Annotated in this window: 18 protein-coding genes and 1 pseudogene; 13 read left to right on the forward strand and 6 right to left on the reverse strand. The window is 44.8% G+C overall.

Going from position 1 to position 24,898, the window contains the following annotated elements; genetic code table 11:
* Positions 1-35: 35 nt before the first annotated feature.
* Positions 36-1,769 (reverse strand): D-lactate dehydrogenase, encoded by a 1,734-nt coding sequence (dld, locus tag ACX5KA_RS17155; RefSeq protein WP_370135859.1) that lies wholly within the window; start codon positions 1,767-1,769, stop codon positions 36-38.
* A gap of 278 nt (positions 1,770-2,047) precedes the next feature.
* Here dld and ACX5KA_RS17160 point away from each other — a divergent pair, with 278 nt between their 5' ends.
* From ACX5KA_RS17160 to ACX5KA_RS17170, 3 genes are all read left to right on the forward strand, one after another.
* On the forward strand, positions 2,048-2,704 hold the full coding sequence (locus ACX5KA_RS17160; RefSeq protein ID WP_049588829.1) for a response regulator transcription factor: 657 nt from the start codon (positions 2,048-2,050) through the stop codon (positions 2,702-2,704).
* Positions 2,704-4,269, forward strand: a complete 1,566-nt coding sequence (locus ACX5KA_RS17165) for an ATP-binding protein (protein WP_458731743.1) — start codon at positions 2,704-2,706, stop codon at positions 4,267-4,269. The genes ACX5KA_RS17160 and ACX5KA_RS17165 overlap by 1 nt, the downstream gene beginning before the upstream one ends.
* An 83-nt stretch (positions 4,270-4,352) precedes the next feature.
* Complete coding sequence (locus ACX5KA_RS17170) at positions 4,353-5,171, forward strand: thioredoxin family protein (protein WP_156086933.1); 819 nt, start codon at positions 4,353-4,355, stop codon at positions 5,169-5,171.
* A 182-nt stretch (positions 5,172-5,353) separates the two neighbouring features.
* Here ACX5KA_RS17170 and ACX5KA_RS17175 read toward each other — a convergent pair whose 3' ends face one another.
* On the reverse strand, positions 5,354-6,778 hold the full coding sequence (locus ACX5KA_RS17175) for a DEAD/DEAH box helicase (protein ID WP_458731744.1): 1,425 nt from the start codon (positions 6,776-6,778) through the stop codon (positions 5,354-5,356).
* A gap of 437 nt (positions 6,779-7,215) precedes the next feature.
* On the opposite strand from ACX5KA_RS17175, the gene ACX5KA_RS17180 reads away from it, so the two are divergent.
* Positions 7,216-8,541 (forward strand): mechanosensitive ion channel family protein, encoded by a 1,326-nt coding sequence (locus ACX5KA_RS17180; protein WP_458731745.1) that lies wholly within the window; start codon positions 7,216-7,218, stop codon positions 8,539-8,541.
* 48 nt (positions 8,542-8,589) lie between these two features.
* Here the strand turns inward: ACX5KA_RS17180 and ACX5KA_RS17185 are convergent, their stop codons facing one another.
* Positions 8,590-9,075, reverse strand: a complete 486-nt coding sequence (locus ACX5KA_RS17185) for a hypothetical protein (RefSeq protein ID WP_014977392.1) — start codon at positions 9,073-9,075, stop codon at positions 8,590-8,592.
* A 211-nt stretch (positions 9,076-9,286) separates the two neighbouring features.
* On the reverse strand, positions 9,287-11,587 hold the full coding sequence (gene katG / locus ACX5KA_RS17190; RefSeq protein WP_342325741.1) for a catalase/peroxidase HPI: 2,301 nt from the start codon (positions 11,585-11,587) through the stop codon (positions 9,287-9,289).
* Between the two features lie 514 nt (positions 11,588-12,101).
* Here katG and ACX5KA_RS17195 point away from each other — a divergent pair.
* Positions 12,102-12,698, forward strand: a complete 597-nt coding sequence (locus tag ACX5KA_RS17195) for a porin family protein (RefSeq protein WP_014949483.1) — start codon at positions 12,102-12,104, stop codon at positions 12,696-12,698.
* An 84-nt stretch (positions 12,699-12,782) separates the two neighbouring features.
* On the opposite strand, the pseudogene ACX5KA_RS17200 reads toward ACX5KA_RS17195, so the two are convergent.
* Positions 12,783-12,959, reverse strand: a pseudogene (locus ACX5KA_RS17200) (methyl-accepting chemotaxis protein); the annotation flags it as partial.
* A 240-nt stretch (positions 12,960-13,199) separates the two neighbouring features.
* Here ACX5KA_RS17200 and ACX5KA_RS17205 point away from each other — a divergent pair.
* Positions 13,200-15,416, forward strand: a complete 2,217-nt coding sequence (locus ACX5KA_RS17205) for a VTT domain-containing protein (protein WP_458731746.1) — start codon at positions 13,200-13,202, stop codon at positions 15,414-15,416.
* Positions 15,404-16,114 carry an endonuclease/exonuclease/phosphatase family protein gene (locus ACX5KA_RS17210; protein ID WP_014949486.1) on the forward strand — a complete coding sequence of 237 codons (711 nt, stop codon included), beginning with the start codon at positions 15,404-15,406 and terminating at the stop codon, positions 16,112-16,114. The genes ACX5KA_RS17205 and ACX5KA_RS17210 overlap by 13 nt, the downstream gene beginning before the upstream one ends.
* A gap of 80 nt (positions 16,115-16,194) precedes the next feature.
* On the opposite strand, the gene ACX5KA_RS17215 is transcribed toward ACX5KA_RS17210, so the two are convergent.
* Positions 16,195-17,175, reverse strand: coding sequence for a LysR family transcriptional regulator (locus tag ACX5KA_RS17215; RefSeq protein ID WP_014977398.1), 981 nt, complete (start codon positions 17,173-17,175; stop codon positions 16,195-16,197).
* 400 nt (positions 17,176-17,575) lie between these two features.
* Between ACX5KA_RS17215 and ACX5KA_RS17220 the strand changes: the two genes are divergently transcribed.
* The 6 genes from ACX5KA_RS17220 to ACX5KA_RS17245 all read left to right on the forward strand — a co-directional run bounded on the left by ACX5KA_RS17220 (position 17,576) and on the right by ACX5KA_RS17245 (position 24,890).
* Entirely contained in the window at positions 17,576-20,224 is a 2,649-nt protein-coding gene (locus ACX5KA_RS17220; protein ID WP_269350569.1) for a TonB-dependent receptor plug domain-containing protein, read from the forward strand.
* A gap of 116 nt (positions 20,225-20,340) precedes the next feature.
* Positions 20,341-21,162, forward strand: coding sequence for a sulfite exporter TauE/SafE family protein (locus ACX5KA_RS17225; protein WP_039223692.1), 822 nt, complete (start codon positions 20,341-20,343; stop codon positions 21,160-21,162).
* A 19-nt stretch (positions 21,163-21,181) separates the two neighbouring features.
* Positions 21,182-22,360 carry a pyridoxal phosphate-dependent aminotransferase gene (locus tag ACX5KA_RS17230; protein ID WP_039223586.1) on the forward strand — a complete coding sequence of 393 codons (1,179 nt, stop codon included), beginning with the start codon at positions 21,182-21,184 and terminating at the stop codon, positions 22,358-22,360.
* 255 nt (positions 22,361-22,615) lie between these two features.
* The gene (locus ACX5KA_RS17235; protein WP_458731747.1) at positions 22,616-22,981 is read left to right on the forward strand and encodes a response regulator; all 366 of its coding nucleotides are present in this window, start codon (positions 22,616-22,618) and stop codon (positions 22,979-22,981) included.
* Positions 22,978-23,562, forward strand: a complete 585-nt coding sequence (locus ACX5KA_RS17240) for a chemotaxis protein CheX (RefSeq protein WP_458731748.1) — start codon at positions 22,978-22,980, stop codon at positions 23,560-23,562. The genes ACX5KA_RS17235 and ACX5KA_RS17240 overlap by 4 nt, the downstream gene beginning before the upstream one ends.
* Complete coding sequence (locus ACX5KA_RS17245) at positions 23,562-24,890, forward strand: sensor histidine kinase (protein ID WP_458731749.1); 1,329 nt, start codon at positions 23,562-23,564, stop codon at positions 24,888-24,890. The genes ACX5KA_RS17240 and ACX5KA_RS17245 overlap by 1 nt, the downstream gene beginning before the upstream one ends.
* Positions 24,891-24,898 lie beyond the last annotated feature (8 nt).

Genomic DNA, 24,898 nt, shown 5'->3' on the forward strand with positions numbered 1-24,898 from the left:
ATCAATGCACAAGTGGCTGGAAGCGTTAGTTGCGCTTAATGATGCCCACCACAACAACTTCCATCATGCTCAGCCCAATTTTTAAGTTTGGTGGTTTTGCCTATTCCCGGGTTAAAACTATTGGTTGGGTCTAATTCTCGGTAAAAGTTTTTCAGCGCATCTTTTGCAAAGTACTCGTGTCCCACATTGTGCTCTGCTGGATATTCAGCGCTTCTCGCATCAAAAGTTTCCAGAATTTTACCCTTTAACAATTTGGCATCCGCCCCTTTTTTCAACACGTAATTCTGGTGCATTACGTGGCAGAATAAATGGCCGTAATACAGTTTTGTGTCTATCTGGTCGTCTATTTCTTTAGGCAGCACTTCAAACCAGTCGGGATCGTTGCGGCGAAGTGCAACATCGATGGTCATCATAGCGCCCACGTCTTTGCTGTGCATCACGTGGTAACGACCTATCGCGCCTCCAGCAACAAAGCGATGCAAAATAGCCTTGTTAGCTTCTTCTTCTGTACACTCAAAATAACTACCTTCATTGGTTTTAAAGAAAGCATCAAGGTAGGCTTTGGCCTCATCTACCCCGTCATTGCTCATCTCCAATATCCAATGGTGCTGATACTTGTCTCTGTACTCTTCCATTCGCTTAGGCAAGTGGTTAGGAAAAACGTAGCTCATATATTGCATAACGCGATCTGACATCTTGTTGGGTAAGAAGCCCAGTTTGTCAGTAAATGCGTCAAATTTGCGCTTAAATGCAAACAGCTTAGGAATAAACTTGGCGCCAAGCTTGCTGATAACGATAAACATATCTTTACCGTATTTCTTTGATACGTCGTAGCAGTCACGGTGAAGGTACTCACCCGAGTCAGGCAAGTTCTTGAAAGTAGAAAGTATGTCGCGACGCACTTTGGTAAACACTGCGGCGTCGTTAGACCCCACATAAAATACCTGCTTTTTCTCAGGAATAGGAAAGGTGTCTAACCTCACTGCGAACACGGCAAGCTTACCTGCACAGCCTGAAGCATCATGAAGTCTTCTGCCGTCATTGTTGAAGCGCGAAGGTGTGTCTGAATCAACGTCTCGAACTCGTGCATCATACTCGTTGTCTGATGCACGGGCGTCAGGGTGCTGAACGTCAGCTTGTTTGTAACGTTTGTTCTCAAGATTATTCAGAATCTCTTCTGGCTCGCTACCTAGGTTAATCCCCAGGTTGTTTACCAAAGATAGATTGCCATTGGCGTCAATTTGGGCAAAAAGCGCTAGTTCAGTATAGGCAGGGCCTCGCTTGACCAAAGCTCCACCTGAATTGTTACATATTCCGCCCACGATCGATGCGCCAATACATGAAGAACCAATCACAGAGTGAGGTTCGCGACCATAAGGCGCAAGCGTCTCTTCCAATCCAAACAAGGTGCTCCCAGCCAAGCCAACAATTTGCTTTCCATTGTCGACTAACTGAATATCATCAATACGCATAGTACTGATAATAACGAGAGGCCTGTCGTAATCTTTACCATCTGGCGTAGAGCCGCCTGTTAACCCTGTATTGGCCGCCTGCATAATAACCGCAACATCTGCTTCAACACACAGCTTTAGCACTCGCCAAATTTCGACAAGCGTTCCTGGGCGCACTACCGCAAGCGCTTCGCCCGCACCAAAACGAAACCCTTTAGTGTAAGGCTGCTTCTTCGCTTTATCAGTTAACAAATAGGCCTGCCCTACTACATCGCGCATTGATGCAATCAAAGACTGAGTGTCAACGTTTACGGTCATGGTTCTCTCTGTGTGTTGAAATAATGGAAGGAATGACTTGGTGTTGAACTATACACTAACACCATTATTAACAAAGGGGGTAAGCCGCTTTTATCGAGATAATTTACTTATATTTAATTTACTGAACGTTTATAAATCGGCTATTTTTAGCACATTACAAAACGATATTAACCGTCGTATTTCAACAAATATGTCCCAACTCTAAGCCATCGGCTTATTCACTATAAGCCAAATACAACGTGCACTTGATGCATTAAGAAATAATAAGCATTTTTTTCATGCACATACTCATTATTGACGATCACGAAATTGTAAGGGATGGCATTAAAACACTCATCGAGCAAGAGTATGGCTGGCATGTTTCTTACGCAGTAAGCTCTCTGGATGCTCTTCCCTCCTTCGCTACGTTAGACGATATTGACGTTGCCATTCTAGATATCTCATTAGCACAGGAAAGTGGTTTCGACACGCTGATAAAAATCAAGAAAGACGCGCCGTTTATAAAGTGCTTAATGCTGAGCATGTATGATCATGTAGGCTATATTAGTAAAGCGCTTGAGCTCGGCGCCGATGGCTACGTTACAAAGAATGCCGCCACCAAAGAGTTAATGGACGCGTTGGAAGCTCTAGAAAAAGACGAGAATTATCTAAGCACTGATATTAGTAAAAAGTTAGCTTTCGGTGATAAACAGCTAACCTCTATCCTTACTGAAAGGGAAAAGGAAATTTTCTTACTGTTAGCAAAAGGATTCCAGCCAAAACAGATTGCTTACTACATAGATACTGCCCCGAAAACAGTGATGGTTCATAGAACTAATATTTACAAGAAACTCAATGTAACCTCCCAATTTGGTTTACTTAGAATTGCGTTAGAAACTGGGTACCTCGACGTTTCTGACGTTATCTACGACGACACGCTAGTCAAAGCAAATTGATGAATTTAACGCGGTATTTCAACGTTACCTATTTACTCATGGGATTAGGTTATACCGCGCTATTTCACGGCGTGTGGTTGTTCAGCACCCAATTTGAAATTATTTCAGGTACGGTGAGCTGGTATTTGCCTGCTGGAGTTCGCCTGGCGGCGTTTTTACTACTGCCAATTTACAGCTGGCCACTGCTACTCATCGCAGAAAAATCAACCCACTTCATTTTATTTCACCCCGGTGGCATTCTCGACAATACGGCGTTTTTAAGTGGAACCATAGGTTGGTATTTAGTCCATTTAGTGCTGTCACCCGCGGTAATTTGTACATGCGTTTATTTATTCAGACGTCGCTTTAGCGCACCTTATATAGACAATGTTTCCAGCACCCTTGCCACGTTGGCTTTTGGTGTTCTTATAAGTGTTGCTCTTGGGGCGGTATTTTTGGGCAGAAGGGCTATTGAACTGCAAACAGGCATAGAGGTTTTTCTTTCTATTTTGTTTGATTTTTCATTAGGTGACTTTGTAGGAATTGTCGTTCTTTGTCCTTTTCTTTTCGCATTATATAAACGGCCATCTATCCCTAAGAGTCACTTAGTACTGTACCTTACAACAATCGCTTGGCTAGTTTTGCTGATGCTGAGCAGCTATGCCTACTCCCAACAAATTAACATCAGCTATCAGGTTAAGTATCTAGCGGTTTTCCCCGCGCTGTTTTTATCGTATCGCTATGCCATAGTTGGCAGTGCGTTTTCGTGTTTACTCATAGGTATTACTGCGTTCGTGGTGGCAAGCCAGAGCGCACTTCCTCCCATTGAGCATCAGTTTTACATCTTAGCATCATGTACAAGTTGCCTCATATTGGGTGCGTCAATTAACCAATCTACCTTGCTGAATATGAAGCTTGCGAAGAAAAACGAGGCTCTTGAACTATCGGTGCAAAGCGCTCAGGCACTGGCCAGTCAATTAGTGGTAGTGCAAGAAGATGAACGAAAGCGCTTATCGCGGGATTTACACGACGACTTTGGTCACCGCATAGTCGATTTGAAACTTCAACTGTCGCTAGATAGCAGAGAAAGCGACAACGACATGATGCTCAATAAGATAGATGCTCTATACCACGCAATGAAGAAAAGCTTAGGAGGATTACGTCCGTCCGGTATTGATACACTTCCCATTGAAAGCGTGATCCAACGTTCAGAGATCATTACCACGCTCAAGCGCGCAAACATAGACTATTCGTTTAACGTTAGCGGCACGCCAGTACCGTTCGATTCAGACCAGAAAATACATATCTATCGCATTGTGCAGGAAGCGGTGACAAACAGTATAAAATATGCCAATGCGACGTCGCTCAGTATTGATATCAACTATGCGCAACACAGTGCCGTGTTTATCGTCACTGACGACGGCGGCGGCATCCCTGAGCATTTTGCCCACTTAGCAAACGCTGAACCCACACTCGGCCTGCTGTCGATGAGAGAACGCGCAAAGTTGATAAATGGTGAGTTTGATATTTCCCAGAACAAACCAACAGGCACCCGAGTTTGCCTGACTTTGCCCTACAGTGCTTAAGTTACTCCACTGCGTTTTAGGTGCGTCGCTGCATCCTTTTTATGCTACATTGCTGTTGATTTAACTACTATTTTGATAACCGTATGCAAAAAAATTTCATTACTCGCCGAGCCCGTTTTTTTAGACAGTGCCTGAACATTGCTGTCCTAATTGCCACTTTCACCACGTTAAATGGCTGTGTAAGTACTCAAAATGAAAGTCCTTACACTTACGCTCCGTCTGCATCACCCTATCAAGATGTGGTCAATGCACAGCAGCGAGCTGTGGAACAAAGCAAATTACTTTTGGTTGTTCTGGGTGCTCAGTGGTGCCACGACAGTACTGGCTTAGCTGAGCGTTTTGCGACAAAGGAAATGGACCTTATTCTACGCGCTCATTATGAAACCGTATTTGTTGATGTGGGAACACTTGAAGACAGAAGAAATATAACCGAGCGATTTGACTACCCCATTTATTACGCCACACCAACAGTAATGGTGGTTGAACCTAAAACCAGCGCATTGTTAAACAGAACGTCAATGGATATATGGGGGCGCGCTGACAGCATTCCCTTATGGGAGTACATTCAGTATTTCTCTCGCTTTCCTGCAATGACAACTGCGCAAAAAGCCCCGTTTATTAACTGGGAAGCGACAGATGAAGAAGAAGCTTACAATAAAGAGCAAGCACTCAGATTACAAAGCGCTTATGACAAACTCGGTCCGCTACTTGCGCTAGATTTACAAGGTAATACCCCACAAGGGCTAAACGAGCTATGGAAAGAGACCAAAGGGTTTCGCACTGAACTGCAAAAAACGCTGATAAAGCGCGCCGAGCTTACGTTAGATTCTGAGAATGGCAACGGAGTCAACACCACGCCAGCATTGCGACACTACAATCCGTTTTCGTGGGAACATAATTAATACCAGTCCACATAATTCATTACCTACTCAGCGAGATTTAAGATGTTCGTAATCGCGGCGTGTTATCGCAAGTATAGTGGTTCTACATCAAGGTGACGCAACAAAGAATACGGACATTAAAAAGGGCCTTTCCAACGGCCCTTTTTTAATAAACTCGGTTTTATGAAGCGCAGTTCAACTGTTTACGCTTTTGCGTTATTTGACGGATTACTTCTGCGTTTAGCTGGTCGTCTAGCCGCATTACCTTCGCTACCTGAACGTCTTTGACCTACAGGCTTTCCACCATTATTGTTGCGCGAATTCGGTTTACCGGTACGCGAGTCCCCATTTCCGCCACGGTTGCCTTGGCGTTGACCCGCTTTCTTATTATCGCCACTTCTTTTGCCTTCACTAAGGTCCTCACCTTGTGGTGCTTTCGGCTTTTTCGGCTTTTTAGTTTTTTTCGGCTTAGAAAGCGTGGTAGCAGGCACGGCCTGCTGTGGCTCAAAACCTTCCAACGTTTCACGCGGCAGCAGCTTTTGAATAAGCGTTTCAATATCTTTCAGATTTTGTAGCTCTTCGGCACACACAAATGACCAAGCCTGTCCGCTAGCGCCGGCACGGCCTGTGCGACCAATTCTGTGAACATAATCGGCAGGTGTATTAGGTAAGTCTAAGTTAACAACAACGGGGAGCTCACTGATGTCGATGCCGCGTGCTGCGATATCGGTGGCTACCAGCACTTTAATTGCGCCATTTTTAAAGTCAGCAAGCGCTTTAGTTCTCGCTCCTTGGCTTTTATTACCGTGAATAGCGGCACTTGGAATTTTTGACCGAGTTAGCTTTTCTGCAATACGATTAGCACCGTGTTTCGTGCGGCTAAATACTAACACCTGCTCCCACTTCTGCTGTTTGATCAGACAAATAAGCGCGGTCGTCTTTTTAGATTTATCAATGGTCACTAAGTGCTGCTGAACCGCTTCTACCGTGGTATTGGCTGGCGCGGTTGAAATACTCACAGGGTTGCGCGTTATTGTTTTCGCCAGCGCAGTGATTTCATCAGAAAACGTGGCTGAAAACAGTAAGCTTTGACGCTCTTGTGGCAATAGCTTCAATACTCTCTTAATGTCGTGAATAAAGCCCATATCAAGCATTCTGTCGGCTTCATCCAATACCAACACTTCAAGCTGAGAAAACTTAACAGCGTTTTGCTGGTAGAGGTCAAGCAATCGTCCAGGCGTAGCAATTAACACATCCACACCTTTACGCAGCTTCATCATTTGAGGATTAATGCCTACACCACCAAATACCACAGCAGTTTTTAACGGCAAAAACTCGCTGAACGCTCTGATGCTCTCTTCTACCTGAGCAGCAAGTTCTCGTGTGGGTGTTAAGATAAGTGCCCGAACATTGTTGCCAGATACAGGTTGTCCTTCCATCAATCTCTGTAAAATAGGAAGTCCAAATCCTGCAGTTTTCCCTGTTCCCGTTTGCGCAGCTGCCAACACATCCTTTCCTTGCAATACTTCTGGTATTGCCTTTTCCTGGATTGGTGATGGTGTACTAAATCCTCGTTTTTCAATAGCTTTTAACAAGGGTTCAGCGAGCCCTAATTGGGTAAATGACATTAACAAACTCCTGTCATAGGTATTTATAAAAAATTGCATACCGCAAAGGTATAAGCGCTAGTGCTTTATTGCTAACCGTGGGGTTATAGATTACTGGGAAAACCTAAAGAGACACGCCATTGCCAACTTGGCTTATTGGTGTTTGACATCAAGAAAAGAACGTAGGTGTTTACTCTTACAAATTGCGCGCGGAGTCTACCACTAAAAACGGAAAGCCACCAGCGCATTTTTTGTTCAAAATTCGGTTGATACGCGCCTTTTATAGGCCCTGAAACATCAACTTTTTTGGAATAAAAGGTAAATTGATAGTCAATTTATGTTGGATAGGCAAAAAAAGCTTTACCATATTTGTTATAACAGATAAAAAGCGCGCAGTTATTCCACGCTTTAATTACATCCACGCTACTGCAGCGTGGTAAACAAGTGAAGTAGAACACATGAATGTTGATAGTTTAACCCAGCACTTTGAAGAAAAGTTGGCGTTGGTCAAAGAATCGGTCATGTCCGATAGCTTTGTAATTCAGCTGATGACAATCGCAATTATTTATTGCGTTGCGTTTTTACTTGCCCGACAAGTAAAGAAGCCATTTAAATTTACTAGGGAAAAGCCGCAGCAAGGCGCACATACCATGCACGGCTTTTTGTACAACCTTGGTCAAGCGTTATTCCCGCTTATCACCATTAGCATGCTAAAGCTTACTACTGTGTTAGGCGCTCAGTTCCAGTTTGATGCATGGCTGTTGGAAATAGCCGTGGTTGTTGCGCTCATGCTCTTTGTGAACTCTTTAATCTCTGGTTTCGTCGAAAACCACACCATCGCCGCATTTATGCGCTGGGTGGGGCTACCTATTTTGTTTTTACACCTTGTTGGTGTGCTTCCCCTTATCACTTCAGAATTGGAAGCAATGGCTATATCGGTAGGCAATGTCGAAATTTCAGCTTACGGCGTAACAAGGGTATTGCTATTCGGAGGACTGCTATTCTGGCTGGGTCGCAGCTCAAATGCTATTGGTCAGGATATTATCCGAAACCATAAGTCTCTGGATGTTTCTACAAAAGAGGTCTTTGCAAAGTTATTTGAAGTTGCCCTGTTCTGTGTGGTGTTTCTCTTATTGCTCAATGTGATGGGAATCGACCTTACCGCACTAGCCGTATTCGGTGGTGCCGTCGGTGTGGGTTTAGGTCTAGGTCTTCAGTCTATTGCTTCGAACTTCATTTCGGGCATCATAATCTTGCTAGATAAATCGCTAACCGTTGGCGATTACGTCGAGTTAGAAGATGGGCAAAAAGGTATCGTTAGAGAGTTTAAAATGCGCTACGCCGTGTTAGAGACTTATGACGGTAAAGATGTGCTGGTGCCAAACGAAAAGTTCATCAGCTCTTTGCTCATTAACTGGACACACAAAAATCAGAAGCAGCGTTATCGTATCGACTTTTCTGTTGCCTACAAAACAGATATCCGCGCCATGGTTGAAATCATTAAAGAAGCCGTTTCAGAGCATCCACAAGTGATCAGTGGCGAAGGTATCCCTTTTGAAGAACTGCCTGACTGCGAAATAGATAGCTTTGGCGATTCTGGCGTTAATATGTTTGTTGAGTTTTGGATGGAAGGTGTTGACGATGGTAAGAACCGCGTTGGTGGCGATTTGCTGCTTACTGTGTTTGAAACATTACGCGAGCACAACATTGAAATACCGTTCCCTCAACGCGAAGTAAGAGTTATCAACGAACAAGGCATTGGTATTCGAAATACCACACCGTAGCTAAACTCGCTCATGACATGAGCGCTTTCGGTCATACCTTCGCGCTGGCTAAAACCTAGCGCGGAGTGTATCCCATTGCCACTCTTGGGCAGACAGACCTAACGTCTGGACAAACTTTGCATAGTCTTCTTTGCCCATCGCTGACGCTACAGTTTTTAATTGAGATTTGGCTTTTATTGCTTTTACCTGCAGTAACTCCAATCGCTTATCGGCACTTGAATCGAAGTTTTCACTGATGATTGCATTCGCTTTATTGGTCGCTTCCCACGCTGTAATAACATAGCCCACCAGCTTTATGTAAACACCTACCATACGCTTTCGTTCAAATATGTTCTCAAACAGTGAGCCAGATAACGACTTTTGGAAACTGGCCTCTGTTTCTAAGGCAACAAATTGCTCGGCGTTCTCTAGCTCATTCAACACATTGTGTAAAAGCTTAATGTGGGCGTGCGTATTAAGTGCGTCGACGTGAAGTGCATTAATATCGTCGCTTAGCATTTCTAAATTGACCAACGTTCGTTGAAGACTAGCCATTGTGGTAATTGTCTGTAGAAGCGAAAAATAAAGGTTCAGTGTATCGAATTAAAGATGGGTTTGCGATGGTCTCGCGGGCGTTTTAATCACTTTAAGAATTCATAACACAACTTATAGAAATCAATTAAAAAGGGCGCGGAAGCGCCCTTTTAGTTTTATGTCTATTGAGAATTAGTTGTTAAGCTAATTCGCGATAGCAGTTATACCGCATCTATTTACCCAAGCTGGCGTTTAGATCGTGACGTAAATCGAAACGGTCTAGCGTCATCACTTTGGTCCAAGCGTCGACGAAGTCTTTAACAAAACGGCTTTTCGCGTTGTCGTAGGCATAAACTTCGGCCACTGCACGCAGCTCACTGTTTGATCCAAAGACCAGGTCTACAGGCGTACCTGTATACATAACTTCACCAGTAGTTCTGTTTACACCTTCATATACCGACGGGTTATCTGTTTTTCTCCACTTAACGCCCATATCAAGAAGCGTTACGAAGAAATCGTTGTTAAGCGTGCCTACTTTGTCAGTAAATACACCGTGGCTAGTGCCACCTGTATTTGCTCCCAATGAACGCAAACCACCAAGCAAAACAGTCATTTCTGGTACTGTTAGATTAAGCTGATCGGCTTTGTCTACCAGCATGTCGGTTGGCGAACGATAGCTAGCTTCTGCGTTGTAATAGTTTCTAAACGCATCGGCTGTTGGCTCTAACAATGAAAACGAATTAACGTCTGTTTGCTCTTGGGTAGCATCAGTTCGACCAGGAACCACTGGCACAGTAACCTTGACGCCAGCATCTGCCGCTGCTTTTTCAATTGCTGCCGCGCCGCCAATCACAATGAGGTCAGCAAGCGATACTTTCTTCTTAGAAAACATGCGTGAATTGTAGTCTTCTTGCATCTCTTTAAGCTTAGAAACAACGGCTTGAACGGTTTCAGGCTCGTTGGCTTCCCAATTCATTTGCGGTTCAAGGGCAATACGAGCACCGTTCGCTCCACCGCGTAAGTCAGATGCTCGGAAGCTTGCTGCCGCTGCCCAAGCCGTTTTCACAAGCTGCTGAACGGTTAAGCCACTGTCTAAGATGTCAGCTTTAAGTTTCTTAACGTCTTTTTCAGAGATCGCTTTATAGTCAGCTTTAGGCACTGGATCTTGCCAGATGAAGTTCTCTTCTGGGATATCGTTACCCAAGTAACGTGCCTTAGGACCCATATCACGGTGAGTTAGCTTGAACCACGCTTTAGCAAATGCCGTTTGATACTCTTTGGGATCCGCTAAGAAGCGCTCGGCAATTTTTCGATACTCTGGATCATACTTAAGCGCCAAGTCAGCTGTGGTCATCACAGGAGGATTTTTCTTACCTTCTACGTGCGCATCTGGTACTGATTTATGAAGCGATTCATCGGTAGGGATCCACTGGATAGCGCCGGCAGGACTGCGAGTTTGTTTCCACTCAAAGCCCAATAAGTTTTGAAGATATAGGCTCGTCCATTTAGTAGGTAGCTGTGTCCAAGCACCTTCCAAACCGCTCGTTACAGTGTCTTCTGCATTGCCTTTACCGCAATTGTTCTTCCAACCTAGTCCCTGCTCTTCTAAGCCTGCACCGCCTGGCTCAGCTTCTAAACAATCAGCAGGCTTGTGTGCGCCGTGCATTTTTCCAAATGTATGACCACCCGCTATTAGCGCAACGGTCTCTTCATCATTCATCGCCATACGGCCGAATGCAGTGCGAATATTTTTAGCAGATCCCATCGGATCAGGCACACCTTTAGGGCCTTCAGGGTTAACATAGATCAAGCCCATGTGCGTTGCCCCCAACGGACGCTGAAGCTTACCGTCGCGCTCTTCACGATCGCTCGCAAGCATTTCCACTTCTGGGCCCCAATAAACCATGTCAGGTTCCCAGTCGTCGGTACGACCACCCGCAAATCCATAGGTGTCAAAGCCCATGTTTTCCATGCCTACGGTACCCGCAAGGATCATTAAGTCGCCCCAAGATAAACTTTCACCGTACTTTTGCTTAATAGGCCAAAGCAAGCGACGCGCTTTATCAAGGTTTCCGTTGTCTGGCCAGCTGTTCAGCGGATCAAAACGCATTTGACCACCGTCACCACCGCCACGACCATCTAGCGTACGATAGGTACCTGCACTGTGCCATGAAAGTCGAATGAAGAAAGGACCATAATTTCCGAAGTCGGCCGGCCACCAATCTTGAGAAGTAGTGAGTAGCTCATTAACATCTTTTTTTACTTGGTCGAGATCTAGCTTAGCGAATGCCTTTGCATAACTGAAATCATCACCTAGTGGGTTTGAGCGATTATCGTGATCTCTTAACGGAGAGAGATCGAGCTGATCAGGCCACCAAAATTGATTATTTTTCGCTTGAAAAGCTTTAGCAGTGCCCGTGCCTTTAGCACCCGCAGGCTTACTAATTTGATCGTTGGCAATAGCCCCTGTTGCACCAAGCGATAAGGCAACAAGTACTGATACTGTGGTTTTTTTAAACCTGTTTATAGTCATGGTCTTTTCCCGTCTGAGTTTGTTGTAGTTACCAAAGCGTGAGTGCGAATCACACCACTAATTTGTTAACATTTTGTTTACCTCATGAGCAGTTAAAAGATAGACAGGCTTAAAGAATATTTACAGTTGATAAAATGAATTCAACTGATTAGAAAATCCAATCAATGAAAAGTTGATTAATTTCAATACATTAAAAACCCAGTTCACTTTATGACGTAATCGACTGTCGCTCAGTAGAACCATGTAATGCGGAAAATGAGCTAGATCTGTGAATCTCTTTCAGAGATTGGGAAATTTTTTCGCTTTTTGAAGAGTGAAACTTTTCCATACTTTCTATAAGCGGCTAAATAACCAACTAAAAAGTGCCGGTTTATGTAAAGTTTTCATCTAATTGAAATACATTCTGCAATTTCTACCATGGCACAGCAATTGATACAGAGATGATGCAATTAAAGACGCATTAACTTCAGATAAGAAGTCGATGGAATGTTAAAGAAGTAATGAGGATGAACTTATGAAAAACACACTTAAGACACTTACCGGACTTGCAGCTGTTGCCTCTATCAGTGCTATGGCTTCATTCGGTGCGCATGCTCAATCAAATCAAATTGAAGCAAAAGACAGTGGTTTTTATGTAGGTGGTAATTACGGTTACCTACGCGTTGAAGGTGAAGATGACTTTGACGATGACAAAGATGTTTGGCAAGGCCTAGTTGGATATAAATTTAATGAGTGGATTGCAATTGAAGGTGGTTACATCGATTTTGGTGATTACGGTAACGACCTTGCAGGCGCTGAAACAGACGGCTACACAGCGGCGATCAAGGGTATTCTTCCATTAACAGAGCGTTTTTCTCTCTACGCGAAAGCAGGTCAACTTTGGTCAGAAACCGAGTATAACTTTGCTGGCGTTTCACGTGATAACGATGACGAAAGCTTGTTTGTAGGCGCAGGTCTAAGCTACGCGATTACTAGTAACTTTTTAGTAAACGCCGAGTACACTGTTTATGATACAGAGCTTGATGCAGACGAAGCGTTTGATGACATCGACGACACCGATTTTGAAACCGATCTTAAGCAAGCCAGTATTGGTGTTGAGTATCGTTTCTAAGACATTTGTTGCCTCACGTTTAACAACGTGACTTAATGAGAATGCTAAAGCCTTGGCAACACTGCCAAGGCTTTTTACTTTTTGCTACCCATCTATTTTCTGGATGAGCTGCGCCAGTTCCTCAATTTTTGACACTGTCGTTTTAACTAAGTTGTCAATTTCATTGGATGAGGACTGGGAGTTACCTGCTAACGTTCGTACTTCATCAGCCACAACCGCAAACCCTCTCCCCATTTCACCTGCTCGTGCCGCTTCTATCGCTTAATAGTCTTCGGATAAAACTTAATTTATCTAGCGCCTGTTTTTCCAACTGTGAATATTAAACTCGTTTTACAGTGAAAATATTACACATTGCGAACTGATACATCTTACACACGAGCTCAAAAACTCTAATTATCGATAAAAATCATTCACTTATATTTATCGTTCTTACGTTTTATAGAGGTACAAATTCTGCAACAGAATACAAATAGTGAAAAATGAATAAATAGGAAACGTCACATGCAATCAGGAAAGAGTGTATTTCAACCCGGTCAAAACTGTTGGGTAGAGAGCAAGGCTCGCTTTTCTACACCTTTGATAGATTGCGGAAACTATTATAAAGCCTTGCACAGCTCTATCGTTAAAGCTAAGCACAGTATCTTCATTGTTGGATGGGATATAGATAGCCGTATTCGCTTGCTGCGAGGCGACGACGAAGCGGCCAGTGAAGCGCCGAGCGTAATAAGTGATTTACTTAAGTGGAAAGCTGAGCAAAATCCTGACATTAAAATTTACCTGCTACGTTGGGACTCATCGCTAGCCTTTTTCGCGCAGCGCGAAATGTGGGCAAAGGAAGTGTGGGAAGAAAAAACTCCAGACAATGTGCAAACCGAGCTCGATGACACGATTCCGATGGGCGGAAGTCAGCACCAAAAAATTGTGGTTATCGATGATGAACTTGTATTCTCAGGTGGAATGGATGTATCTACCAACCGCTGGGATACCCGTGACCACCCCGTAGTTTCAGAAGAGCGTGATGGACCTGATGGGGAGTATGGTCCTCTTCATGATGTGCAAATGGTATCAAGTGGACCTGTAGTAGCCGACTTTTCAAAATTAGTTCGATGGAGGTGGCAGCGTGTTGCTGACTCTTCACCTATTGATATCCGCGAGGACGCGCGCATTGATGAAAATGCCCCGTTGCCTGATGCTTGGCCACAAGATTATCCTCCCCTTTTTGAAGACGTAGAGTGTGCACTTGCCAGAACAATTCCATTTATGGATGAGGTCGAGCCTGCTCAAGAGGTACGTCATATGCTGCTTGATCTTATCGGTGAAGCAGAGTCTGTAATCTACATTGAGAATCAATTTACAACGCGTCAGGAGATCGCTGAAGCGCTGAATAAGCAGCTCAAACTGAAACCTAATCTTTCGGTCATTATCGTAAGTTCCTACGAGCCAAAAGGTAAGTTTGAGTGCGAAGCATTTTGGGCAAGCCGCATAGAATTCAAGGAAATTTTAGAAAAAGGGATTGACCCTAAGCGAGTAAAACTGACTTATTCTTCAATTGAAGACATGCAAGGCCGCAAGGCATACAAGCGCATCCACTCCAAAGTGATGACCATTGATAACAAATACCTTGTTATCGGGTCATCAAACTTGAGTAATCGCTCAATGACGCTAGACACCGAAATCGACACGGTGCTGTTTGGTAACACCAAAGACAATCAGGCGTGTATTGAGCAAGTGAGAAACGACTTACTCGCAGAGCACACGGGGCGTGATATTGATGCAATGCCGGCGTTATTCAACAATGAATATCCGGTTGAAGCATTAATGCAGGATCAGATAGCACACGGCTACGTACTTACCGAAGTTCGCGATGAGGTGTTTACCGAACAATCCGTTAAGAATGTGTTCAGAGCGTTATCTGACCCTGAAGAACCCCTTATTTCGGTGCCAACCTTTGATGGAGCTGCTATGCCTGCTCGTAACCCAAGACGTCGCAGTATTATGATTTTGATCGGTCTTGCCATCATTGCTGTTCTTGGCGGGCTTATGTTTTGGGCTAGCCAGTCAATACCTTGGTTAAGTTCTGACAGCATTAACGCCTTTCTAGAGAAAAGTCGTGGAACCTACTTTGCTCTGCCTACCGTGTTGCTGGTCTATGTGGTCGGCGGCGTTTTATTCTTCCCGGTCACTGTACTGTCACTTGCTGTGGCTGCTATTTTTGGCCCTATATGGGGGCCCATCTACGGCATCATGGGAGCACTAATGAGCTCTGCAATCATGTTTGGAATAGGCAAGCTATCTGGCAACGCGGGGCTTAGAAAAATTGGTGGTCCAAAGGTAGCTGCCGTTGATGAAAAACTAAAGCGTAGCGGTATCGTTGGCGTCGCGGCCATTCGAATGTTGCCTGTAGCGCCCTTTAGTTTGGTGAATTTGGTAGCGGGTATCTCATCTATTGGCATTTTCCAGTTTTTAGTAGGGACATTTTTAGGCATGTTCCCGCCCATGATTGCGAAAGGGCTTGTGGGTGATTCGATAGCACAAATTTGGCAAAACCCTTCTGTGGAAACCATTAGCTATTTAGTTGGCGGTATCGTTTTATGGGGCCTTATGATTTGGGGCTCGCAAAAATTTGCCCGCTACTACCAAGCTCGGAAGGAGTCGGGGAATCAAGATACTGCCAGTGATAATAGTGACAAAGATGAGGTAGAGAAATGTGCCGCATAGTGACCTACAACATTCACAGCGGAATAGGTAGAGACAAAAAGCACGATTACAAACGCATAGGGCAATTCTTGGCAAACAGTGGCGCCGACGTGGTGCTGCTGCAAGAAATGGATACTCGTCCCTCTGAGCGAAGTACAGCACAGGACGTTAAAGATATCTGCGCTGAAAACACGTTTAAGCTCATTCCATCACCAGCCATTAGGGAATCTGATGGCTGGTATGGCAACGCCATCCTAACTCGCTTTGACGTATTAGCGCACGATACACTGGATGTCAGCCAAAACGGGCGACAGCCTAGAAATGTTCAGATTGTAGAGCTCAAGACAGAGAAGACCCCCCTTACGGTAGTGAATACCCATAAGGGGCTTAAGAAGCTAGAACGTCGCTCACAGTTTTCTTTGCTTCATGAGCACCTTTCTTTGAAGATGAAAGAGAAGCAAATCCCTCTAGTTCTAGCCGGTGATTTCAACGAGTGGCAGTTTTTCTCAAAAGCGTTTAAAGCACTTAACGAATTGCTATTACAGCAAAAAGTGGGGGCAACATTTCCAAGCCACTTTCCTGTATTTGCACTTGATAGAGTATGGGTGTCTGACGACATCAAGGTAAAAGCGTGCAGAAAATTAAAAAATGCGAAAACTCGAATCTTGTCAGATCATTTACCTGTGCTTGTTGATATTGAACTGCCCCAGAACGACTAACCAAGTGCTCTTTTGCACTTAACGGGTTGCATTATTCTCGTCGTACGCGAGATTTAGCCTCATCTTGTGTTGGCACAGTGCTACGCAGGTTGCGCTATGAACGATGAAGCGGCAAATTCTAACGTACCGCACCAGTGTTTCAGTGCGTTTTCTTGAGCCACTACTTTTCTGAGAATATCAATGATCGGACTGCTATCTAGCAGCGTCTTGGCACTTTTGTTTGTCGCAGCGAGTACAGTACGCTGCATTTCTGGCTGTGTTATTTTCAGTGATGAAACTAGACCAGACTCCTTTAAATGAAAAATAGCTGATGTAGGAAGGATCATCACGCCTTCTCCCTGCATAACTTGCCTAAGGCCAGTCATGAGTTGTCCAGAATAAGCCAAATCGTGCTGCAAACTAACGCCCGTTGCTTTTTCATAGTCAGCAATTAGTTGACCCAATGCATCTTTGTTACCCGGTGACAGCAAAGGTAATTCACTGATTTCCCAAAAACGGATCGTCGTTCTATCTCGAAGCTTGGCGTATTGTTCACACGATGAGGAGGCAGAAAAAACCAAATGAAGATCTTCTTGAATTAGCGGTGTGACTCGCATGAATTTAGGGTCGACAGCTTGCTGATAAGTAAGCGCAACATCCACCTGCTTTGACTCAAGCCAATCATTAATGGTGTAAGACGGTCCAGTGCTGATTTCGACTTTGAGCCCTTTATGGTTCGCCGTTATCTCCGTGAGCAGCGGTAAAGAAAGCACATTGCCGATTGATGGTAGCATGCCTATTTTTACTACCTTCTTTTGTCCAGTTTGAAAGGCTTCCAATGCGGCCTTAACGTTGTCTATTTCGGTTAGCAGCTTTAATGCATGTTTATAAAAAACTTCGCCCGCCGATGTTAGGTTTACTCCCGAAAAACTTCTTTCAAGCAGCGTCGCTTTCATCTCTCTCTCTAAACTTGCCAACTGCTGACTAATGGCGGGTTGAGCGATATCCAATGCTCTCGCCGCCGCAGCAATACTACCCTTACGCACAGTCATAACAAAATAATGCAGCTGTTTTGAATGCACTTGCCCTCCTTACAAAGGTGGTGAGTTCTAGAACGGGAACGGTTTAATGAAGACGGCAGCAACGAATATGCCATTCCATTAAGTTATATGAAGCAAAATTGTAAAAATGGGCTAAAAGCAGTGGGCCATGAAAATCTTGTCTCCCCCATACTTAAGTCTAATAGCATTAAATTAGCGCCCTGTGAGACAGCTCAATATTTTTCTTATACCCCTGAATAATCTTCTTTCTTCCTGCAAAGCCAAAGAGTTTTTAGCCTTGTTCTTGTACACGAGTGGCTAGACAACAATAACAAGATGCTTCTCGCATCAAAGTAGTGCTCGTGCGTGCCTAAAAAGAGTGCAGATTTTAATAATCCACACCCACAAAACTAAGTAGCAATAAGCACGATTGGGAACACAAATGAAACAGAAAAAGCTCCACACTGCAGTACGTTACGCACTTACCGGATTAACACTTTTCACTACTTCATTGCTTGTACAGGCGCAAGAAGTGACTGAAGAAACCACAGAAGCCAAAGACCTAGAACGCATTGCCGTTGTTGGTGCCCGCGGTGCACCGCGTTCAGTAACCAGCTCTCCTGTACCGGTTGATGTACTCACCGCCGAAGACGTTGAAGCCGTTGCGTTTACCGATATGAACAATGTCCTTATGACACTCGTTCCCTCTTATTCCGTAGGCCGTCAACCCATTTCCGACGGCGGAACGTTTATACGTCCAGCAACGCTTCGAGGTATGCCCACCGATAAAACGCTTGTTTTGGTTAACTCTAAACGTCGTCACAGGGCCGCACTTGTTTCAATTGGCGGTTCTGGCACACAGGGGCCAGACATCGCAACTATTCCAACCGCAGCAATTCAAAGTGTTGAAGTGTTGCGCGACGGTGCAGCTGCGCAATATGGCTCAGATGCCATTGCAGGTGTTATCAACTTTCAATTAAAAAATAACACCGAAGGTGGCTCGTTCACTGCCGACTACGGCAGCTACTACGAAGGAGATGGCGATCAAATTACCGTTACTGGGAATAAAGGTTTCGCGTTAGGCGACGATGGCTTTTTCAGTATTTCAGCCGAATACTCTGACAGCGAGGCCACCTTTCGCGGTGAGCAATATTGTGAGCCATGGTTTTGTGTGGATGACCAGTCAGATCAATACATCGCTGATGCTACGGCCATGGCCAACAGCGTTCATGGTTCAGACGTAGTCCAACCATGGGGGCAACCAAATACAAGCGGGACGCGTGTTTTCTTTAACGCCGGTTACGCACTATCCAGTGAACTTGAACTCTACGCATTAGGTAACTATTCAGAAAGTGAAGGTGACGGTTCATTCTATTATCGCTATCCAGGCAATGGCACCATTGAAGACATTCGACTTGAGGATGGTTCAATCTGGAACCCGCTAGAGTTCTTCCCCGGTGGCTTCACGCCTCGTTTCTTCGGTGATGTGACTGACTACTCATTTGTTGGTGGTGTTAAGGGCATGTCGGGCGACCTTACTTATGACATCAGTGGTCGTTACGGCAATAATGAAATCTCTTACACACTAGCCAATACCATTAACCCGTCACTGGGTAACGAGTCACCTACTTCATTTAAGCCGGGTGACTTAACCAACGAAGAAACACAGATTCAAGCTGACTTCACCTATGACTTGAACCAGTATGTTCTTGCCTTCGGTGCAAGTTACTTAGATGAGTCATACGAAATCTCTGAAGGCGAGCTAAGTTCCTATTTTGCAGGCTCTTACGCCACATCTGATCCATGGGAGTTTTGTAACGACGACTACACTACTACGGCACTGGGCGCTGCTGTCATTGCTAACGGTTCAACTCTGAATTGTGCCAACTACACCAGTGCTGACAGTAACGACGATGGGGTTGAAGATGATGGATTCGCTGGAGTAGACGCCGTTTATACCGTTGTAGGCGTTGGCTCCAACGGCTTCCCTGGCTATTCACCAGACTATTCGGGCTCATACGAGCGTGACTCATATGCGGTATACACGGATATCTCTGGTGACATTACAGACGAGCTGTTTGCTCAGGCTGCGCTGCGTTATGAAGACTATTCTGATTTTGGCTCAGAAGTAGTATACAAAGTAGCAGGGTTCTATCAGTTTAGTGATGAAGTAGGCTTTAGGTCGTCTTTTGGCACTGGCTTTAGAGCTCCTACTCCAGGTCAGCAAGGCACGACCAACGTATCTACACGTCTGCCCGATGGCTTCCCAGTAGCAACAGGTTTATTCCCAGCCGGCGACGAAGTAGCGCAGGCGCTTGGTGCCAACGAGCTTTCACCCGAAAAATCGACCAACTTTACGCTGGGCATGACTGCGAACTATGGCGATTTAACGCTCACTGTTGATTACTACAACATCAAGCTTGAAGACCGCCTTTACTCTGTGTCTACCCGAGATGTTTCCACCACTGTCGTTACCGACCCTCAAGCAGACGGTTATGACGCATACCAAAACTATCTAGCCCTAGCAGGTGCCAATGTTTCTGGCGCCGAGTCTATTGGTGGTGTGTTCTTCTTCCAAAACGCTTTCGATACCGTAACCGAAGGCGTGGACGTTGTTGCTACTTACAAGATGGAATCGAGGTATGGCGCAACCGTGCTAACCGGCTCTGTGAATTACAACAAAACAGAGTTCGATTCTGATCCGAGTGAATACTTGAACGCTGAGGATCAGTTCGACTTTGAAAATGGCCGTCCCGAAATGCGTGGAGTGTTCTCGGTCACTCACAGCTACGACGTGTGGTCTGCCGTTGCGCGTCTTAGCTATTTTGGCGAATACGAAAATGCGGGAAGCGATGACGGGGTAAACGCCACAAATATTCAAACCTTCGGTGACGAATATATGTTCGATATAGAGGGCTCCTACCTTATTAACGAAAACCTCACCCTGTCAGTGGGGGTAAGAAATCTCTTCGACAATTACCCAGATGTAAGTACTAACGGCGACGCCTGTTGCGGCGAAGTCTATGACTCTGCCTCGGTGGTTGATTGGCAGGGAGGATATTACTACACCCGACTTGCAGCCCGTTTTTAACTGGCTCCTTGCAAACACCGACATAAGTCGGTGTTTGTGTATGTAGTTAACTGTATATAAGAAAAACTTAAAAGGTCATTCATGTTTAAAGCTGTTTCATGCGGAGTAAAAAGCAAATGGAAATAGAGCTACTGTGGTTTGTAGTTACTTTGTGTATAACTGGTGCCATTGCAGGTATCACGGCAGGTCTGTTTGGTAATGGCGGGGGATTTGTTGTCGTGCCTGCTCTTCTCGCTGTTTTTCCGTTTTTTACTCCTCCATCAGAAGCCCTCGTGAAGGTAGCCATCGGAACATCATTGGCATCCATTGTGGTATCAAGCGCTCGGTCAGTGATGGCGCATCGCGCTAAAGGTGCGGTGGATTTTGACATTCTTCGCTCGTGGAGTATTTGGCTTATTCTTGGCGTTGGTGGCGGGCTGCTCATCGCAAACAACTCCAGCGCCAATGGTTTAACGGTCGTGTTCGCCGCTGGTGTTCTACTTTACTCCGTATACTTCCTTTTCCCTGAGTTCGTTGTAAGACCCGGGCTTGTTTTCGATATGCCTAAAGGCATAGGAAAAGCAGTTTTAGCATTTGTACTCGGTGGTTTCTCTGCCCTGCTTGGAATAGGCGGCGGAACTCCAACGGTTATCACCATGGTGATGTGTCAGCGCACTATACAGCAAGCAGTGGCAACTGCCGCTGGAGTAGGTTTCCTGATAGGTCTTCCAGGAGCCATCGGCTTTCTATTTATGAAACATCCAGACACGGCCTCTCTACCTGTTGGCACTATAGGGTATATCAATATCCCAGCGCTTATTGCTATCAGTATAGGGGCAATTTTTACGGCACCTATTGGAGCGAAGATGGCGCATAACTTTAGCGAAAAGAAGCTAAAACGATTGTTTGGCATTTATCTCGTCATTGTCTCTAGCGCAATGTTTTATAAAGCCATTTAGAATAAAAAGGAGAGTATCTGTGAGTTATAACCGTTCAAGACGTTTATTTTTAGGTGGCTCGGTTGCAGCTTCTGCGATAGGTGCGACTGGCTTCACCAACTTGGTAAGTGCTCAATCTACCAGTGCAGCCGCAAGTAAAGCGGCGTCGGTCATGTATGGACCCAAACCGGGCGTGGCGAAATTAAATGCTAATGAAAACCCTTTCGGCCCCAGTCCAAAAGCCTTGGAAGCGATTGCTATCGCATCGGCTCAAGGTGGAGCCTACTACGCTTACCCCGCCGCTATGACACTGTTAGATATGATTGCCGAGCGTCATGGCATTACGCGTAAAAATATTTCGTTGAGCGCTGGGTCGAGCCCAGTTTTATCTTATGCAGCCTTGGCAGCCAGCAAAAACGGAAAAATCCTTGGGCCGGACCTCTTTTGGGATACCACGTCTAAAGCACCAGAAAAACAAGGTGCACCAGAAATAGTAAGGGTTGCCAATACAGCAGATCTCGATATTGACCTTGACGCCATGTATGCCGCTATTGATGATTCAATTGGCATGGTACATATCTGTAATCCGAATAATCCAACGGGAAAAGTGCTCGACCCAATCAAGCTTCGCGAATTCTGTATAAAAGCTTCTAAGAAAACACTGGTTCTAGTTGATGAGGCCTACAACGAACTTATCGATGAGCCACCTAAGCATTCCATGATTCCACTTGTTAAAGCCGGTCACAATGTGATTGTAGCCCGAACCTTCTCAAAGATTTATGGATTGGCTGGTATGCGAGTAGGCTACTTAATCGCGTCAGAGAAAAATACCGAGTGGATTAATCGCTACGGTATGGGCGGCTATACGTTGAATCAAGCGGGTCTTGCTGCTGCTATCGCTAGCTACAATGACAACGCATTTTTAACGTTTTCCAAAGAGAAAATTTACGAAGGTAAGTCCATGGTTATGGAAGCCGTTAAAGCCAACGGTTTGACAGCCCTCCCCTCAAGTACTAACTTTATTTTTGTGAATCTAGGTGACGGCAACGCCGAATACTTCCGTCAAGCTATGGCTGAAAAAGACGTTCTTATACGAGGTATTTATCGTACTTACAATAACTGGTCACGAGTGAGCATGGGCAAAATTGCTGACGTTAAACGTTATGTTGATGCAATGCCCGCCGCATTAGAAAAAATGCAGTCAATGCAAAAAAGTTAAATATCAATGGCGTGTGTCAGCATCGATACACGTCGACTCGTCTTCTCCATCTTCTTCTTACTCCTGCAACCTGTTAATTCAACTAAAAGTCTAATTCGCACAAAAGTCACCTTTGTCATATACTGAAATCATCTAATAAGCAGTGTAGAGCATGACTACAACAATAATTTTTGAAGGTATTGTTGCAGTAACGCAAAAGTTGCACATACTTTACTAAAAAGGCATAACAGTAAATGCCGCTCAAGGAGGCTGTAAATGTCACTTTCTGTACTAGTTGCTGATGATTCGAAGCTGTCGAGGCGCAGCGTTATTCGCTCGCTCCCTCAAGACTTGGAGTACGATATAACCGAGGCAACAAACGGACAAGAAGCGATAAATTCACTTTCCGAAAGCGAATTTGGACTTATTCTTTTAGACCTCACCATGCCTGAGGTAGATGGTGTTGGAGTGCTAGAGTTTTTACATGCAAGACCTAACATGCCAAACGTGATAGTAATAAGTGCTGATTTTCAGCCTGAAAAACAGAAAATTGTTATGTCTCTCGGCGCTAAACGCTTTCTGCGCAAACCGCTTGATAAAGAAGAATTAGCAATGACGTTGTTTGAGTTGGGGTATCTATGAGCATTGTCCTATCACTAGACGAAGAGCAAAGAGACGCCCTTCAAGAACTCCTAAATATTTCCATGGGACAAGCGGCCAATTCTCTTGCGCAGTTAATTGAAACCAAAATCGGCATTTCTATTCCAAAAATTTCAGCGGTTACTCCCACCCAGCTCTATAGCCTCTTATTTGAAACCGAAGGTGCCTTTTATACCCGTCAGTCTTTTTTAGGTGACGTACACGGCGAAGTGATGTCTGTGCTATCTCAAGCTGGATTGAGTGAGGTCGCCACTTTGATGGATTACGACGAACCATTAAGCAAAGAAGACATTCAAGAGATTATCTTGGAGCTTTGTAACATTTTGGCAGGTGCGTGTTTGGCTGGTCTTTCCGACCAGTTGGAGCTTACCACAAACTTGAACATGCCCACGTTATTCTTGCCCGATAAAGCGAACTTCGATGAGTTGCAATGGCAGCACAGCTTAGTGATGGAAGTGCAGTTTATTATCGCGATCTCATCGTTTAGCATGCGCGTTGTTTTCTGCTTAGACAATGAATCTCTTGCACGCATGAAAGACACATTGGATGAGTTACTCGCATAATGTTTGAACAACTGGTAGGTAGATTACCTGTCGGAATTGGTATAGTCGATGAGAGCTTTAAGGTTGTTTACCTAAACGACTTCTTTTTAGATCGACTTCCTCACAATATGCGCGACTGCTATAAAGAAACGCCAGTTGTTGAGTTATTTCAAGGACAAGGTAAGTTTCTAAAACGCAGACTAAAGTCAGTTTTTGTACTGCAGCATCCTAGCTTTAGCTATTGGGAACAACGCCCCCACATCTTTCCGTTAAAGAGCTCTCGCCCTATAACGGGTGAAGAAACACAGATGTATCAAAACATGGAAATCTTGCCCATTAAAGACAAAAACACAGGGCAAAAATTGGCGTGTATTTTTCTGCAAGATGTGACCGCCCAAGCCAGCTATTTTAGAGCCCAGCAAAAGCTTTCAGAAGCGCTGAAAAAAGAACACGAAGCGCAAAAAAAGTTAATTCGCAAACTCGATACCGCACAAAGCCAGCTTATTCAAGCAGAGAAAATGGCTTCTACTGGTCAGCTAGCGGCGGGGATAGCCCACGAAATTAATAACCCTATTGGTTTTGTGAGCGCTAACCTCAATACACTTGAGCAATACGCAACTCACCTTATAGCGATTTGTGATGGCGTTCAGGGGCAACTCGAACACTTCACCGACGAACTTAAAGAGCAGGTCGACGCGCTGTTTGAGTCTAATCACTACGACCTGCTAAAGGACGATATTACTGAGCTAATTGCCGAGTCTACAGATGGCCTTACCCGCGTAAAAGACATCGTCGAAAACCTTAAAAACTTTTCGTTGGAGACTACCGAAGGCGTGCAAATAGTAGATATCTGCGCCGTGTGTCACCAGCTGATCACGCTTATTTCTGCCCAGTACAGCACGCCCCAATATAAATTTGAATGCGAGTACGAAAAAGTGGAAGTAATGGGGAACCCTGGTCCGCTGAAGCAGGCGCTAATGAATGTCATGATAAATGCTGCGCAGGCTATAGAAGGTAAGGGCTTCATCAAGCTTACAGTTATTGAGTCCCCTAAGACAGTGACCATCAAAATTCTGGACTCGGGTTGCGGTATTCCTACAAAACATTTAAAGCGCGTTTTTGAACCCTTCTTTACTACAAAGCCCGAAGGGCAAGGCCAAGGGCTGGGCCTTTCTGTGGCTTACACCGCCATTGAACAACATCAAGGTAAAATATCTATTAGCAGCAAGGAGGCAAAAGGAACCGTGGTAGAGATCACCATTCCGAAACAGCCTGCGGCACAGCCCCCGTCCAGTGAAGATAATGAAGAGAATAAAGAAAACGAAGCGGAAAACTCTCAAACGGCCTAGAAAACAGA

This window comes from Alteromonas alvinellae (assembly GCF_902705805.1).